At 40.6% G+C, this 14,868-nt stretch carries 17 protein-coding genes; 7 read left to right on the top strand and 10 right to left on the bottom strand.

Annotation, left to right across the window (positions count from 1 at the left end; genetic code table 11):
* Positions 1–674 (bottom strand): sterol desaturase family protein (locus tag D6774_04470; protein ID RME77394.1); only part of this gene is annotated, 674 nt, incomplete at its 3' end.
* A 52-nt stretch (positions 675–726) separates the two neighbouring features.
* Between D6774_04470 and D6774_04475 the strand changes: the two genes are divergently transcribed.
* Both D6774_04475 and grxD read left to right on the top strand, forming a co-directional pair.
* Positions 727–984 (top strand): BolA family transcriptional regulator, encoded by a 258-nt coding sequence (locus tag D6774_04475; GenBank protein ID RME77395.1) that lies wholly within the window; start codon positions 727–729, stop codon positions 982–984.
* A 150-nt stretch (positions 985–1,134) separates the two neighbouring features.
* Positions 1,135–1,452, top strand: coding sequence for a Grx4 family monothiol glutaredoxin (grxD, locus tag D6774_04480; GenBank protein ID RME77396.1), 318 nt, complete (start codon positions 1,135–1,137; stop codon positions 1,450–1,452).
* Here grxD and D6774_04485 read toward each other — a convergent pair.
* Positions 1,415–1,813 (bottom strand): hypothetical protein, encoded by a 399-nt coding sequence (locus D6774_04485; GenBank protein RME77397.1) that lies wholly within the window; start codon positions 1,811–1,813, stop codon positions 1,415–1,417. The genes grxD and D6774_04485 overlap by 38 nt on opposite strands.
* Positions 1,814–1,928: 115 nt before the next feature.
* On the opposite strand from D6774_04485, the gene D6774_04490 reads away from it, so the two are divergent.
* The 5 genes from D6774_04490 (at position 1,929) to D6774_04510 (ending at position 6,610) form a co-directional block, all read left to right on the top strand.
* Positions 1,929–2,666: a hypothetical protein gene (locus D6774_04490; GenBank protein ID RME77398.1), complete on the top strand. Its 738-nt coding sequence runs from the start codon at positions 1,929–1,931 to the stop codon at positions 2,664–2,666.
* A 68-nt stretch (positions 2,667–2,734) separates the two neighbouring features.
* Positions 2,735–3,205: a DUF4006 family protein gene (locus D6774_04495; GenBank protein RME77399.1), complete on the top strand. Its 471-nt coding sequence runs from the start codon at positions 2,735–2,737 to the stop codon at positions 3,203–3,205.
* Positions 3,202–4,365, top strand: coding sequence for a cation:proton antiporter (locus tag D6774_04500; protein ID RME77400.1), 1,164 nt, complete (start codon positions 3,202–3,204; stop codon positions 4,363–4,365). Before D6774_04495 ends, D6774_04500 begins: the two co-directional genes overlap by 4 nt.
* Positions 4,366–4,518: 153 nt before the next feature.
* Positions 4,519–5,916, top strand: a complete 1,398-nt coding sequence (locus D6774_04505) for a hypothetical protein (GenBank protein ID RME77401.1) — start codon at positions 4,519–4,521, stop codon at positions 5,914–5,916.
* 37 nt (positions 5,917–5,953) lie between these two features.
* Positions 5,954–6,610, top strand: coding sequence for a TVP38/TMEM64 family protein (locus D6774_04510; protein ID RME77402.1), 657 nt, complete (start codon positions 5,954–5,956; stop codon positions 6,608–6,610).
* Here the strand turns inward: D6774_04510 and D6774_04515 are convergent.
* The 8 genes from D6774_04515 to D6774_04550 form a co-directional block, all read right to left on the bottom strand.
* Positions 6,599–7,228 (bottom strand): polysaccharide deacetylase family protein, encoded by a 630-nt coding sequence (locus tag D6774_04515; protein ID RME77403.1) that lies wholly within the window; start codon positions 7,226–7,228, stop codon positions 6,599–6,601. The genes D6774_04510 and D6774_04515 overlap by 12 nt on opposite strands.
* Entirely contained in the window at positions 7,225–8,097 is an 873-nt protein-coding gene (locus D6774_04520; GenBank protein ID RME77404.1) for a DUF58 domain-containing protein, read from the bottom strand. Before D6774_04520 ends, D6774_04515 begins: the two co-directional genes overlap by 4 nt.
* Positions 8,094–9,038: a MoxR family ATPase gene (locus tag D6774_04525; protein RME77405.1), complete on the bottom strand. Its 945-nt coding sequence runs from the start codon at positions 9,036–9,038 to the stop codon at positions 8,094–8,096. The genes D6774_04520 and D6774_04525 overlap by 4 nt, the downstream gene beginning before the upstream one ends.
* Before the next feature lie 86 nt (positions 9,039–9,124).
* Positions 9,125–9,916 carry a hypothetical protein gene (locus tag D6774_04530; GenBank protein ID RME77406.1) on the bottom strand — a complete coding sequence of 264 codons (792 nt, stop codon included), beginning with the start codon at positions 9,914–9,916 and terminating at the stop codon, positions 9,125–9,127.
* Positions 9,901–10,380, bottom strand: coding sequence for a hypothetical protein (locus tag D6774_04535; protein RME77407.1), 480 nt, complete (start codon positions 10,378–10,380; stop codon positions 9,901–9,903). Before D6774_04535 ends, D6774_04530 begins: the two co-directional genes overlap by 16 nt.
* On the bottom strand, positions 10,377–12,800 hold the full coding sequence (locus D6774_04540) for a VWA domain-containing protein (protein RME77408.1): 2,424 nt from the start codon (positions 12,798–12,800) through the stop codon (positions 10,377–10,379). The genes D6774_04535 and D6774_04540 overlap by 4 nt, the downstream gene beginning before the upstream one ends.
* 1 nt (position 12,801) lies before the next feature.
* Positions 12,802–14,619: a VWA domain-containing protein gene (locus D6774_04545; GenBank protein RME77409.1), complete on the bottom strand. Its 1,818-nt coding sequence runs from the start codon at positions 14,617–14,619 to the stop codon at positions 12,802–12,804.
* A complete protein-coding gene (locus D6774_04550) occupies positions 14,616–14,783 on the bottom strand; it encodes an AbrB/MazE/SpoVT family DNA-binding domain-containing protein (GenBank protein ID RME77410.1) in 168 nt (55 codons plus the stop codon). Before D6774_04550 ends, D6774_04545 begins: the two co-directional genes overlap by 4 nt.
* Between the last annotated feature and the right edge of the window lie 85 nt (positions 14,784–14,868).

The raw sequence follows: 14,868 nt of genomic DNA on the forward strand, positions 1-14,868 counted from the left end.
ATTATATCCCAAAAAGAAAATATTGAAGAGTAATTTGAATCAGTTTCTCGTCTTATTTTTGAGTGGTGAACTCTGTGATGATTCGGCGTTACAATAATCAGTCTAAGCGAAGAATCAAGTCTTTTAGGTAAATTAATATTGGAATGATGAAATATTATTACAGGCAATAAAATGCTCTCATAGAAGAGCAGTTGGTCCATACTCATTCCAAGTAAAGGAATCACTAACAATCTTGCAATACTTGAAAAAACTATTTCAATTGTGTGAAACCTAAAAGCAGATGTTGAGTCCATTAAAGTGTCTGTATGGTGAGCTTGATGAAATTTCCAAAAAAAGGGAATTACATGATTAAGTCTGTGCCACCAATACATCCAAAGATCAAAAAGAAGCAAAGCGAGAAGAAGCGAAGCTACACTGCCTTGAGCAAACACATCAAACTTAGTACCCAAAAGGTTCAACAGTCCAAAATTCTGCGCAAAAGAACTCACAGAGACTTTTTGCCAAAGAGCAACAAAAAACGCAGCGACCACAACTGCGTTGATAAGTCCTATGAATATGTTTTTGATGTCATGCTTGAACAAGGTTTTGTACGATCTTTGTGAAAAGAAGGGAAACACATGCTCAGCGACAAAAAAGAAGATCAAGGAAACAATAACAATCACTTCTTTTATCATTGAAGCACTTGATAACACCACTTTTATAAATCTGTCTTCTCCCTTGCCCGCTATGCAAGAACTCATCGCACAGAAAATCAAAGAAGCTCTACCTGATGCACAAGTAGAAGTCTTTGACCCTCACCATGATGGACGACACTTCATTGCGCAAGTAATCTCTCCCTCTTTTGAGGGACTTACCTTGCTTGAGCGTCATCGCAAAGTTATGGATCCGCTCAAAGAGCTGCTCAAAGAAATGCTTCATGCTCTTAGTCTTCGTGTGTATACTCCGCAAGAATACGAAGGCGCGCATGAAGGGGATGATGAGTGATTTGTTCGAAGTTATACCTGATTCAAAAAAATGAAAAACCCACCTTCCCACAACATCCCACCCTTCGCACAAACTCTATGATAACAACTTCCGGATTTTTCGCGACGCGAAAAATGATCTTAATAGCAAAAAACACCAAGTAAACACAACATGAACAAAGAAAAAATTGAAACCATACTCAAGGAAAACGACATCGTACTGTTTATGAAAGGAACCCGACTGTTCCCGCAATGCGGATTTTCAGCAAACGTCGTTGAAATACTGGATGCACTAAACATTGATTACAAAGAGGTTAACATCCTTGCAGATCCTGAACTACGTGAAGATCTCAAAGAATATGCAAATTGGCCAACCTATCCTCAACTTTGGGTTAAAGGTGAGCTCATCGGTGGCTGCGATATTATTGAGGAACTTGCAAGAAGAGGCGAACTCAAGAAGATTGTTTCTCGAACAGAGAGTCAAGCGTAGTGTTATCAATATCGGTGGGACCATCAAAGGAAGAGCGTAACTCAGCCACGTCTTCGGTTTTAACGTATGAACACGCATCTAAGAGAGCATCCACGATGTTTTGTTTATGCCCTGAAAATTCAGGGTGCCTTTTGATGATCTCTTCTGCCACCTGAACATAGGTGATGGCGATACGTTCACGTTCAACAGGAGATTGTGCATACTTCACAGAGGTCTTTGCGAGAAGAGGCAGAGCAGTTAGAGAAGCAAACCCCCCTATTTGTGCAAGTCCTTGCAACACTCTTGGGACATAAGGGTTTTCAATCTCTGCCAAGTATTCAAGCAGTAATTGTTCTTCTCGTTCAGGTGAAATAGTGGACATAACATAAAAACTAACACACCCATTTATATGTTTTAATACTTCCCAGTATAAAACAATACGCCAGGCGCATTTTTCCCGTAAAAACATATAAAGTAGTTGTGAGCACCACAGTAATATGGATTTTTTAGATATTCTCGAGAGGCACGAAAGAGTATTTAGTGATACGGGGTTTCTTGATGTGACTGAGAATATTTACAGAGATTTCTTTTATGATCTTCGCACATACGATGACGTTGATAAGAAAAAATACCAAGAAATACTCGACCTTATTCAGCTTAAGATTGAATGGTATCAACAACCAAACGTAGTAAGTGTTGATGGAGTTGTTGAAGAACACAGCCGCTTTGCAAACCTTATGTCAGAGAAGCTTCGTTTTCTTAATCAAAAAAGATATTCTGACAAAACAAAAAGGGAACTTCTTGACCATATCGTACGATTGCAACATTGCGTTGTAAAACGCAGCCGCCATAGCACGTACCATAGTAGAAATACCTCTGAATGTTTAACACTCGTAAAGTTCGTCATCGAACGCGCAGAACAAGAACAGGCTAAGGAGAAACCATTTTACCGCAAAGCCACTCGTTTTGAAGACACCCATGCAGACGAACAACTAGTTGGATGTGCTTTGCATAGTGCTCTTTATGAGAACACTCCTTGTGCAATTGCAACTTCCGATACGGATATCTATTATATCTTCAAAGCACTTCGTGATGCTGATCCATTTCGCAACCTGAATATTGATATCGCAAGTCTTCCCATTACGATTTACCTTCGCAAGCCTTCTGGAAACATAGAGGTTATTGAATCGCTAGAACGCGAAAAAGTTCATTATGATGACTTGCAATATGCATAGATTCTCAAAACCACCATCCTCGCGCTTTGTAGAAAAATACTTAAAGTGTCTCTTCTGACAAGCTGTTAATGAAAAGAGGTCTTGGCATCGCAATAATTCTTTTGGGACTCCTTCTGCTTGGCATTCTTGTGCAGTGGGCTGTGAGTGTTCAACGGCACACCCTTAGTGAGCCTTATGCAATTGAACAACTAGGTGCAATTACGCTTGAGTCTGAATTCTGCGCGTTTGAGCTCAACACCCTTGCCCAGGAGATCTTCTTGCTTGAACACCAGTACCAGGAAATTGCAGGGATTGAAGAGGAACTCCCTCTTGAAGCGCAAGAAGCTCTTTTACAAGAACAAGAAGAGATTTTTAAGCTCAAAACAAGTTTTAAGAATATGCTCACTTCCTGCCTTGATCTTAACCATCATTGCCCTGAGCTTCTCGCATTAAGCAAACAAGCACTTAATGCATCACAAGATGCCAGCTCAACGAAAAGAGTTTTTTCACGCTCAGATGAAGAGCGACGATACTTAGAACTACTAGAACTGTGCTCATGAACATCTTTCTTTTTCTCGCAGGACTCTTTTTTCTCACGCTCGCTCTAGGCAGGGTGCTTGAGCGCTTCAACATTCCTTGGATTTTTTCAGCGCTGTTCTTGGGATTCGGGGCAGCAGTGTATAACCCATTCTCATCCATCACCCAAGGACCTGTATTTGATTTTTTGGCAACACTTGGAATTTACTTTCTTCTCTTCATCATTGGTTTTGAAATGGATTTCAAGAGGATTGCTCAGAGCGGCACATTTATTTTTAAAACAGCAATGGGAATAATCCTCGCAGAAGGAATTCTCGGGAGCATTCTCGTTCATTACGTATTTGGAACGCCCTGGATGATTTCTTTTCTTGTAGGTATTTCTTTTGCTACAGTTGGTGAAGCAGTGCTCTTGCCCATCTTACAACGATTCAATATCATTAATACTTCCTTGGGGCGCATGATCATCGGCGTGGGAGTCCTTGATGATCTTATTGAAATCATCACCATCATTGCGCTTAGCGTTCTTATCGGAAATGCACAAGGCCACACCAGCGCAAAAATAACTACTTTGCTACTTGTGTTTACCGTTATGTTCACACTTGCTTATTTACTCACTTTCTTGCGCAAAGAAGCACGAAAAGATCTCAAGCACTTTAGCCAACCCACCATTTTCCTGCTCTCCTTATTCATCATCTTCGTCTTTGTAGGAATTGGATCGTATGCGGATGCTGCTGCACTTGGAGCTCTTCTTGCAGGTATTGCTTTGAAAAACTTCCTTCCTGCTCAGAAGCAAAAAACAATTGATAAAACCATCAATGCTGTTGCCTATGGCCTTTTTGCTCCTGTGTTCTTCTTTGCAGTAGGTCTTGAAACAGACATCGCATTTCTTCTTGCATCACCATTACTCGTATTTGGCGTCATTCTCTTTGTGAACGTAGTTAAGATTCTGGCAAGCTGGGCTTTTACAAAGAATGAACTCGGATCACAACAATCCATCATACTCGGTATCGCATTAACAGTGAAGTTTAGCACAAGCATTGTCATTATCAAAATGCTTTTTGATCAAGGACTAATTGACTCTGCATTATATTCTGTTCTTATTGCAAGTACTGCGATTTTCAAATTCATAGTTCCAACTTTGATGTCACAGCTCATCACTCGGTGGAGTATCGCTAAGACTTGAAAACGCGCAGTTGAATGCAGTTTCTTGCCCGAGTGCTCAAAGGAGTTCTCGCACTCAAGTAGTGGTAAAAGAATCTTTAAATAAAGGAACTCTTCAAAGAGAACTATTGGATCTGTGATGAATGACACAAACAGATTTACCTTATTATAGGAGGTGACCACTATTTGCGGAATTGTCGTAACACATCGTTTGCATGATACCTATGCCCTTGCTCGTGACCTTGTCCACCGAGGACGAGAAGTAACAGGCCTCTTTGCAATGGGTCCTGAAAGCATAGATATGATCAAATGGTTAGGAACACCTTCCTCGTTTAGTGTTGAAACACTTCACCAACTCTTTCCACCCACAAAATACCACACTTTTGGAATGCACGTTCGTTACGCTACGCGAGGTCAGAGTAGCAACCTTCTCGAGGACGGACATCCTCACGCAGTCGGAGGGCGCGTCATACACAGAGGGGATCATTTGCTACGTTATGATTGCGATGCGGTGATTATTCATAATGGCCAAGTTGAACGTGATGAACTGGTAAAAAAACTAGACGATACTACTCTTGAAACACTTGTGGATTCAGAAGCCTTGCTTCACCGCTACCTTGATATTGGTGTACGCGGTCTTTTGCGAAAAGTTCCCGGCTCCTATGTTTGTGCAATTGCAGACAAGAGACACCGTGACGTTGTGGTCTTGCGTGATCGACACGGCGTTATGCCGGGTGTTCTTGGTATTAAAGATGGTAAAACAGGTGTTGCTTCAGAAGACATCGCATTTAGAAAGAATGGTGGAGAAATCATAGAAACACTCACACCTGGAAGCGCATATTACCTGCACCCTGATGGATCCCACTCCAAAGAAGTAGTTGTAGAACCCGTTCCAAAACGTTGTTTTTTTCAGTACAATTACATTGCCCACATTGACTCCCACCTTGATGAACTCTCCGTAAGAAGAGTGCGAACGCGTTACGCTCAGCTTCTTGCGAAGATCCTCCCACAAGATCTTGATTTTATCACCTATGTTCCTTCTTGCCCTTATCCTGCAGCTATGGCCTGCGCATCTTTGATGAATGTTCCTTTCATTGAAGTGTTTTACAAAAAGAAAAAAGAGAGGTCATTTCAAGAATCAACACAAAAAGGACGTGAACAGTCTATTAACGGTAACCTTCATCTCGATCCACGCGTGCTTGACACAATCAGAGGAAAGAGGATAGGTGTTATTGAAGATAGTACGATTAGAGGAACAGTTGCAAGACGCGTTGCCTACTTACTCAAAGAAGAAGCGAAGGTCTCTCAGGTAACCCTTGCAAACTACACCCCCATGATTGGACGAATTGTTAATGGTAAACAAGCACATTGCAGGGAAGGTGTTGATATTGCGGAGACTGATTCCTTTCTTGCCCGTGAGGGAGATGCCAAACTCATTTCCGATAAGCTTGGCATTAACGTCGTCTTTCCCTCTCAAGAAGAGATGTTTGATATTCTAGAATCTCTTGGTGAGCCTCGTACAAGTTTTTGCACGCGTTGTCTTGACGCGAACCCTCCTTTTACCTGGGGTTAAAAGGTACTATTAAAAACCCCTAAACACTTCTTAGGGTATGGATAAAGCCAAATTAAAGTTCATTTTGCTCATTACCTTTTTCACAATGTTCGTCATTCTCTTTACCTTCACAGGATTAAAAGAGTATGTTAATCCTTTTGCCCTTAGGGATATTGTTATGCGCTTTGGTCTTCTCGCACCACTTATCTACATTCTGCTCTACGCCGTTGGAACGATGCTTGCACTTCCAGGAAGCATTCTCACCATTGCAGGAGGTCTCGCATTTGGAGCTTTTTTGGGAGCGATTTGCACCATTATTGGAGCAACTCTTGGCGCAACAGGATCTTTCTTTCTTGCAAGACGATTCGGACGAGACTTCGTGGAAAGATATGAACGATCACAATCTCAATTAGTACGCAGAATTGATAACGGCATTAGTACGAGCGGGCTTCAGACAATCCTCGCACTTCGCCTCATCCCTGTTGTTCCCTTCAATGTGCTTAATTATGTTTCTGGTCTTACTAAAATACACACCTTTGATTATGTGCTAGGGACTTTTATTGGCATTATTCCAGGAACCTTTGCCTACAGCTTTTTTGGAGCAAATCTCCTAGATCTTCTAAGTTGGAGAGGACTTCTTGCACTACTCTTACTTGCAGCACTTAGTTTTCTTCCAAAGATTTTGAGAAAAAAAAACAAGCTTTTAAGAGGTTGAAAAAGTAGCATTAAGAAACATCCGCAATGCATCAACGGTGTGTTGCCTCGTTTTACCACCCCCATCATGAAGAAGAACAATATCGCCTTCTCTGACCTTTGTTAATTCATCAAACACATCTTGAGCAGTTAGATGAGCATAATCTTTAGTGTCTTTGCTCCAATGCCACACTTCCAAGTTGGGTGGAAGAAAAGGGCTGGGAACACCCCAAGGCGCGCGGTAAAGAGTGGGTCGCTCACCAGTTATGTTTGCAATCACTTGCACAGTTTTATCAATGTCTTCTTGTACTTTTTTGGGAGAATCAAACAGCGTAAAGTGATGATCCCAGGAATGCAGTCCAATAAGATACCCCTCCTCATGAATGCGTTTAATCATCTGCGGATGTTCTGCTGCGCGTTCACCCACAACAAAAAAAACTACGGTAATGTTATTTTCTTTGAGACTGGTATTGTATTCTTTAAGAAGGTCTAGAATCATCGGAGTAAAAGAAGAAGGCCCATCATCAAAAGTAAGTGCGAAACCCGAAGAAACTCGGAATTGTTGATGAATAATAAAAAAGAAACAATAAAACAAGACAACCATTAGACAAATTGCTAAGAAAGCCCTCAAGTATCTCATTGCCTGATAATTTCGTAAAACGTCTCGAAGATGGGAGCGTTGTTAGATACAGAGATGAACTTTGCTGCGTGATCGTCACACACTTTCTTAAGCGCGTCAATGTGAAGTTGCAATTTTTCTTCATAAGAGCGTAGCAAACGATTAGAAATAAATGTTCTTAATTTTGACTTCGTCTCACTATCTTCAAGGATAAGATCCCCGCTAAAACTTATCTTGCGCTCAGATCCATCAAGAACCTGCACAACAAGAACTTCACTTTTGTGAAAAAGGAACAACGCTTCGTTAAGCTCAGAAGGGTCAAAAAGAAAATCAGAAATGATAACGATAAGAGATCTTGTGTTAATGGCGCTTTTGTACTGCATCATGCTTTCAAGAAAGTTACTTTTTCCTTCCAACTTTTTCGTACTTAAATGATCCACTATTTGAATGAGGTGGTTAATTCCTTTTGCAGGTCTAAAAATATTTAGATCATCTGCAAAAGTAGAGACTTCAAAGCGCTCGTTGTTCTTAAGCGCCATGTATGCAAGGCCTGTTGCGATCATCCCCCCATAGTGGAATTTTTTTCTAGGTTTTCCAAAATTCATGGATGCTGATGCGTCAATGATGCAGTGAATTGTGAGGTTTCTCTCCTCTTCAAACTGCTTCACAAAGTATTCTTCAGTTCTTGCATAGATCTTCCAATCAATGTTCCTTAAATCGTCTCCTGGAAAGTACTGTCTATAATCAGTAAACGTTGTACCTTGACCTTTTGCATTATGAGCAGATCTTTGCCCAACAAAAATGGAATTAACTTTTTTCTTGAGAAGAATGGAGAATCGGTCAAGCTGCTTTAACCATTCCGTATCTATTAAAGGGTGTTCAACGCTCATTTAATAAGTTCGCGGATCACATCGTCAGGAGTTTTCCCTGCGCGTACCGCTTTGAAACTTAACAAGATTCTATGACGTAATACAGGAAGAGCCATCACTTTGACATCTTCTCCAGAAACATAGCTTCTTCCATGAAGAAGTGCGCGTGCTTTTGCGGCGAGAATGAGTCCTATTGACGCTCTTGGAGATGCTCCGAACTCAATTGCATCCTTGTATTCTCTTGTTCTTGCAACAAGTTGCACCACTGCTTTTTTGATGTCATCACTTACCAAGACCTGTCTTGTTAGTTTTTGTAATGCAATGAGCGTTTCTTTTTTGAGCATTTTATGAACTTGTGCATTTTTGAGAACTGCGGAGTATTGTTCTACGATGGAGAGCTCTTCTTGTAGTTTTGGGTATTCTACAAGTATTTTGAGCAAGAATCTGTCTGTTTGTGCTTCGGGAAGCGGATACGTTCCTTCTTGATCAATAGGGTTTTGTGTTGCAAGAACAAAAAACGGTCTGTCAAGAGCAAAGGTTTGATTGCCGACAGTTACTTGTTTTTCTTGCATTGCTTCAAGGAGAGCAGCTTGTGTTTTTGGTGTTGCCCTGTTAATTTCATCCGCAAGAATGATATTTGCAAAAATAGGTCCCTTTTGAAATTTAAATGATTTTTTTCCATGAGATTCTTCAATAATGTATGTTCCTGTAATGTCTGAAGGCATAAGATCTGGAGTCGATTGAATACGTGCAAAGTCAAGGTCAAGCACTTGTGCGAGGGTTTTAATCATTGTGGTCTTCCCAAGACCAGGGTATGATTCAAGAAGAGCGTTAGAATCTGTGAGGATTGCTATGAGAATTTGCTCGATGACGTCTTCTTGTCCGATGATGACTTTGCCGATCTCTTTTTTGATCTGCTCAAATTTCTGATGTACTTCTTTGATTTTTGCCGCGCTTGACATGTGTTAACCTCTTTTGTACCGTACCGCTAAATGTGTTTAAATATTTAACCCTCTTCTCTTCTTTAATATATCTAAGAGATGATCATTTATCCCAACTTCTTTATTCTCTCATTGTATTTAAGAGCAAGTTCTGCTTCTTTAGGTACTCTCTCCTGTGAAGGCGTATCTTGCACTGCATGTATGTCTGTTATGTAGTCTCCTTCGATAAAGGTGCGTTTGTACTCTTCACGCGAGCGCTCAATATCCACAGAAGAAAGAGTGGACGCAAGTTCAAGATCAAGTTTATTATTGCCCAGCGTTGCAACTTTTACTTCGCCAAATATCTGAGTGCTCTCATTAAGTTGCTGTTCTGGTTGTACTAGTAATTCTCTTGCCACGTCTTCTGGAAGTATTTGAGAGATATCAGGAAGATCCACGTTAATACGTGAAATATTGATGTTTAGTGAAGAAACAAAGATAATAGTAAAACACAAAATACTAATTGAGAGCGTTTTGAAAAAAATGGATTTGGGATCTACAAGAGTTCCTGAAGAGACTTTTTTGAGGCGCTCAGTGAGTTCTTCAATAAGTGCGTGCATCATGAAACCCTGCTCATCCTGGTTATCAACGGCAGTTGAGAGAATATCTTTGAGCTCTTTGTTTCTTTGTTCAAGAACTTTTAGGTTTACTGCACGATAGGTAAACAAAAAGTTTAGAATGAAGAACACGCCTGTGATAGGGAATGCGTGTTTAATGCGTATGGTAAGCAGAGCAAAAAACGTTCCCAGTGCAAGAAAGAATATTGCACTGTTGAGTACTGTTTTGAGCAGTACTACTTTGAAAATTTCTCTTTTAAGCTCGGAGAAGAGCTTACGTGCTTTGCTTATGGGTTTTGACATGCCGCGAGGTCTTCCTCCAATTGATCAATATCGCTTTTAAGATCGTCAATGATGCTCTCTTTGTTTGCAAGTTCTTCTTGAAGGGATTTGACAAGCTCTTTTTCTTCTGCAAGGTCTGATTGCACTGTTGCAAGTTGTGATTTTAGTGAGGTGAGGTCACTTGTAAGTTTTGCAACTTCTTCTTCTTTTGCAGAAAGTTGTGCTTGTTGTTCATCGTAAATCTCCGAGTATTGCGCAACGTCTTGATTGACTTCTTCAAGACGAAGGGTAAGATCTGCCTTTTCGGATTGCAAAGTTTGTACTGTTTCCTCGCATTGAGTGAGTTGTTGTTCTATCTGTGAGCTTTGCGTATTTACTTGCTCAAAACTACTTTGGAAATAGCTTGCTGCAAGCGCGACTGTGACGACTACGAGCACGACGAGCAAGAGCAAGAAACTGTTTATTTGTTTTTGAAAAAAGCTCATGGTTTCACCCAGTTATCTAGTATTCTTCGTATGGTAATTTCACAAAAGATTAAGATGAGCGCACCTAAGATGAAGGGCCACGTAAGAGGTGTTGTTGAGAGAGTTATTCTGTTTTGTGCAGATGTTGAAACTTCTAACATTTCTTGTACTTGATCAGGTGCGAAAATCCCTCCTCCCGTGTCTCTTGCGATTTCTTTAAGAAGAGGAGATAGGCCAACTTGTTCATATTCTTTTGGGTAGTTCACTGCGAATTGAACGCCCAGGACTTCATCAATACCCAGCACAGTAGGAGTGTATTGTGCCACATAAGTGGTCTCATCTATTTTTTCAAAAGAGAGTCCTGTTGCTTGGGGAATTTTATCTTTTGTTTTTACCGTGATGAGTGTGGGCGTGTTGATGCGAGCATCCGGAATATCAATAAAGTACTCCTCTTTTCTTTCAGGATCTCCAATGTGCCAATTAATTGCTCTTGTGAGCAGACGCGAATTAGGGTCTCTTAATAGATCTCCAAGGTTGTTTTCGCCCGAGAAGACAGTAAGTGCACCCACTCTTCCAAGACCATAGCGCCACACCGTTAGTGCAGGCTCTCCCGTTGAAAGTGTTACTAAGACTTGTGCAGATTTTTTGGCATTAACTTGATTAAATGCGGTCATAGTTGCATCAAGTTGAAGCCCTTGCGTTATGAAATGAAACTGGTTAAGAATGAAAAGATCAAAGATTGTTTGTTCAACTTCTTCTCCTTCTGGTTCTCCAAAGAGAATGTTCAGCTTATTTGTTTGATCAGCTGCGAAGTATAAGCCGTTTCCCAATTGAGCAACTTCGCTTAAAAACTCTACATCGCTTCCTTCTCCCACACCTATAACGTAGATGTTCACGCCAAGATCTGCAAGCGTCCTTGCAAGGGCAAGAGTGTTTTGTTTAATTGCAAGCGAACCAGTTTTTCCATCAGTTATCATAATGATGTTTTTTTCGCCATTAAAGCCTTTTACAAGTTCATACGCTCCTCCAAGCCCCACTGCAAAATCTGTCTGCCCCTCTCCTATAAGTCTTGAAATTTTATCAATGAGTTCGTCTTTATTCTTGCTAAGAGGTTCCACAGGTGCTACGACGTAGGCAGAATCAGTGAATGCTACTGCCCCGACTCTGTTTCCTTCGTTGATGTTGCGAAGCACATCTATTGCAAGCGCTTTTTGTATGGAGAGTGCATTGCTCTCCACACGTTCTAATTTTCCTGAACCAGGAACGTAGATGTATTTTACTCCTGATGAGCCTGAAATATCTATTGCAAGTGCTATTGTGGCATCTCCGCGTTTTTTCTCATAGGATCCTACTGTTACGGGGAGCATTGTTTCAAGAGGGCTGTTCTTGTATGATGAGCGGTCAAAGGAATGGTAGCCTCCTATGAAGAAGACCCCATTTCCTTCAACCACAAAGTCTTGCAACGCCTCAAGGTTAGTGAGTGCCTCAGCAGGCATATCGTAAATGATTACCGCGTAGTATGCACTCAAATCAGCAGGAATTGATCCACTCTCATCAACATCATAGAGTTGGTCAAGAAGTTCTTTGAGTTGTGTTGGCACTTGTGTTACTAAAAGAACTTTGGGCTGTTTGATCACTCTTGTGGTGAGAATAAATCTATTATTTAATGTGTTAAAATCAGGATTGCTTACTTCTGCGATGATATTATGCACTCCTTTGCTAAATGTTTTAGATACCTGGATGACTTCTTCTTTTGTTGTTTCATGAAACACTTCTTCTCCGTCAATGAGTACGCGAAGCTCAACTGGTTTGTATGCTTCATGCGTTGCTCGGGAGATATGTATGTTATACGTGTTTTCTATGTCCGCAACTGTTTTTGCAGGTCCCGTAATGGAGACTGCAACATCTTCTTGAAGGAGGGGAGGCTCGATCACACTTATTGTTGAGTTTATGGAAACTGCGACCTGGGAGAGTGTATCTAGCTTAGCCCCACTAGTTACTCTTCCATCACTGATAATAAGAAGATTGCTATTTGGTTTGAGGTTGTTGAGAATAAAATCTCCAACAGGCGACTCTTCTTTTGTGTTCAACTCTTTGAGTTCAACAGGTATTGTTTCTCGTAGTTTCTCTGTGAGAGGTTCTATGAATGAATTGTCGTAGAGATCCATTGATGCGCTGTGATCTACAAGAAGGGTTATTGTCGGGTCTCCAGGAATTGTTCGCTCCTGTTCAATGGTGGGTTGTGCAAGGGCTATGAGAATAAGGGTTAGTGCGAGTCCTCTGAAGATAAACACCATTAAGCGTTTTGTTCGTCTTCTTTTCATCACGTCTTTTTCTTGAAGAATGTGCGAGGGAATTTTTACGAATCGAAGAAAGGTTATGAGTGCAAGGAGGATCCACATCAGAGGTATTGCATACAACCACACTACGTTTTCAAACATCTTAGAACTCACCTCTTAGTTTGAGTACAAGTACTTCAATTCCTGCAAGGAATAATGCAAGAATAAGTAAGGTGTTTGCAATTTCTTTAGGTACTTTATCCTCATATTCTTTTGTTGAAAAAATCATTTCCTCGCTTACATCAACGTCTTTAGTAAGATCAGACTCTTTTTCTGAGAGTAAATTTGCTGAGTAGGTCGTATCCCCTATTTGATAGGTGCCCACTCTATCAAAGTACACTATTTGTGTTGTTTTTGTTCCTGTAGGTGTTTTTACTTGAACGGGAGATGCAAAATTAAGGAGGGCTCCGGTTCTAAGATTAATACGGGAGAGTTCTTCTCTTCCGATTAAGAAGTCTATTGCTCGTTTCCAGAAAATAGGATAGTAGATGTCTAAGTGAAACTCATCGTTTTGAAGGCCGTAATAGAGCACTCGTCCTTCACCTACGTCTTTGTATGCGATGAGAGGCGACTCCTCTTCTGATTGTGCAATAACAACTGCTTGGGGATCTTTTTCAACAATCATGTGCGAGGGCACCATGCCAAAGTTGATATCACGAACAAATCCGAGGGTTTCTAACACGATTACTGGAGTTTGCCCACCTTGATCTTTGTACGTAACGGGAAGAGGTAAGTTAAGAGAGAAGAGTCCTGGCTGTGCGAATGCTATAAGTGCTGCTCCTTGTTCAACTTGTTGAGTAATTTCTTTGATTGTTCTTGGAAGTAGTGCTGTTGGATTAACGTCTTTGATAATAATCACATCATATCCGTTCACATCTACTTTTGGAGGTGTTTGATATTCAACAGTGAGTTCTTCATTAACGTCAAGTGCGGTTTTTAAGTATTTGAGGGATTGAGAATCTTCTTCCTCATTTGAAATAACGAGAACCCGAATAGTTTTTTCAGGGTAGTTTGAGAGATAAACTTCATTATCAATAGGAAATGCATCGGAGTCTTTTATTCTAATCTTAGTAATTCCACGGGGGGTTTCAAATTCAACAACTTCTGTTCCTTTTGCAGGAACTTCTACGTTTTGTTCAAGACCTGCGAGGTCAAGGTGAACTGTTGTTTCTTCTTCTTTGTAGTTTTTTATTTGTATGGCACTTGTGGGAAGACCTGCTTGCATTGCGATAATTCCCACATTATTAGTGATTGGAGATCCCACTCTTTTCGTAATAACGTGAATTCCTTGAGCTTTTGCTTTTGCAATAGCACTAAGGTAGTCCGCGTGCAGTTTTGTTTCTATAAAATCGGAGACGATAACTATTTGCGAGCCTTTTCCAAGATTTGCAGCTGCAAGATCTATTGCTTCTGCAAGATTTGTTCTTGTATGTGTTGGTTCAAGTGATGCGAGAACATCTTTTGCTTCCAGTCTTGAGAGATCATCGTCAAGAGCAAGCGCGACATCTCCTGCAAGGATAATGAAGTTTTTTGAAGTAAGATAGTCTTGTGCAATGTTTTTTGCTTGGTCAAAACGCGTGGATGTCCCTTCGCGAGCAAGCATGGAAGCAGAGCCATCAAGGATTATTGCTGTTTTATCTATCGTAGCTTTTTGATTAACCTGTATAATGGGTTGAGCAAGTGCGAGAGTAAGAAGAATGAGTGTTGCTAGTTGTAGTAGGAGTAAAGGGTCAAGAAGGAGTTTTTTAAGCCAGCTTCCACTTTTAGCTCGTTCAGATTCTTTGACGATGAACATTAAAGCAGGAATATCTTGTTTTTTTGGTCGCGGTCGAATAAGGTAGAGAATAAGAGTGATGAGAGCAAAGAGAAGGGTGACAAGCCAGAGTGGAGAAATAAACGTTGAAGTGAGAAAGTCTATCATTTTTTCACCTCAGTATCATCGCGACCGATGATGACTTTGACAATATCTCCACCTTCTATGTTAAGGTATTCAAGAACCCCTTTTGGTATGCGAACACAATAACTATTTCCCTGTTTGACTACTTTGTTTGCAAAACAAATATCTGAGGTGCTTGCCTTTTTCATAATTTTAGTTAAGGTTAATTTTAGTTTAATGTAATTACTTAGTAATCACATTTATTTTTAAATATGTCGATATTATTTACTAAGT

Source organism: Candidatus Woesearchaeota archaeon (genome assembly GCA_003695435.1).
Lineage (GTDB): Archaea > Nanobdellota > Nanobdellia > Woesearchaeales > UBA11576 > J101.

What these genes read in the sequence shown, in the direction of transcription:
- D6774_04475 (RME77395.1), top strand. Translation starts at nt 727, where the DNA reads ATGCAAGAACTCATCGCACAGAAAATCAAAGAAGCTCTACCTGATGCA.
- grxD (RME77396.1), top strand. Translation starts at nt 1,135, where the DNA reads ATGAACAAAGAAAAAATTGAAACCATACTCAAGGAAAACGACATCGTA.
- D6774_04485 (RME77397.1), bottom strand. Translation starts at nt 1,813, where the DNA reads ATGTCCACTATTTCACCTGAACGAGAAGAACAATTACTGCTTGAATAC.
- D6774_04490 (RME77398.1), top strand. Translation starts at nt 1,929, where the DNA reads ATGGATTTTTTAGATATTCTCGAGAGGCACGAAAGAGTATTTAGTGAT.
- D6774_04495 (RME77399.1), top strand. Translation starts at nt 2,735, where the DNA reads ATGAAAAGAGGTCTTGGCATCGCAATAATTCTTTTGGGACTCCTTCTG.
- D6774_04500 (RME77400.1), top strand. Translation starts at nt 3,202, where the DNA reads ATGAACATCTTTCTTTTTCTCGCAGGACTCTTTTTTCTCACGCTCGCT.
- D6774_04510 (RME77402.1), top strand. Translation starts at nt 5,954, where the DNA reads ATGGATAAAGCCAAATTAAAGTTCATTTTGCTCATTACCTTTTTCACA.
- D6774_04515 (RME77403.1), bottom strand. Translation starts at nt 7,228, where the DNA reads ATGAGATACTTGAGGGCTTTCTTAGCAATTTGTCTAATGGTTGTCTTG.
- D6774_04520 (RME77404.1), bottom strand. Translation starts at nt 8,097, where the DNA reads ATGAGCGTTGAACACCCTTTAATAGATACGGAATGGTTAAAGCAGCTT.
- D6774_04525 (RME77405.1), bottom strand. Translation starts at nt 9,038, where the DNA reads ATGTCAAGCGCGGCAAAAATCAAAGAAGTACATCAGAAATTTGAGCAG.
- D6774_04530 (RME77406.1), bottom strand. Translation starts at nt 9,916, where the DNA reads ATGTCAAAACCCATAAGCAAAGCACGTAAGCTCTTCTCCGAGCTTAAA.
- D6774_04535 (RME77407.1), bottom strand. Translation starts at nt 10,380, where the DNA reads ATGAGCTTTTTTCAAAAACAAATAAACAGTTTCTTGCTCTTGCTCGTC.
- D6774_04540 (RME77408.1), bottom strand. Translation starts at nt 12,800, where the DNA reads ATGTTTGAAAACGTAGTGTGGTTGTATGCAATACCTCTGATGTGGATC.
- D6774_04545 (RME77409.1), bottom strand. Translation starts at nt 14,619, where the DNA reads ATGATAGACTTTCTCACTTCAACGTTTATTTCTCCACTCTGGCTTGTC.
- D6774_04550 (RME77410.1), bottom strand. Translation starts at nt 14,783, where the DNA reads ATGAAAAAGGCAAGCACCTCAGATATTTGTTTTGCAAACAAAGTAGTC.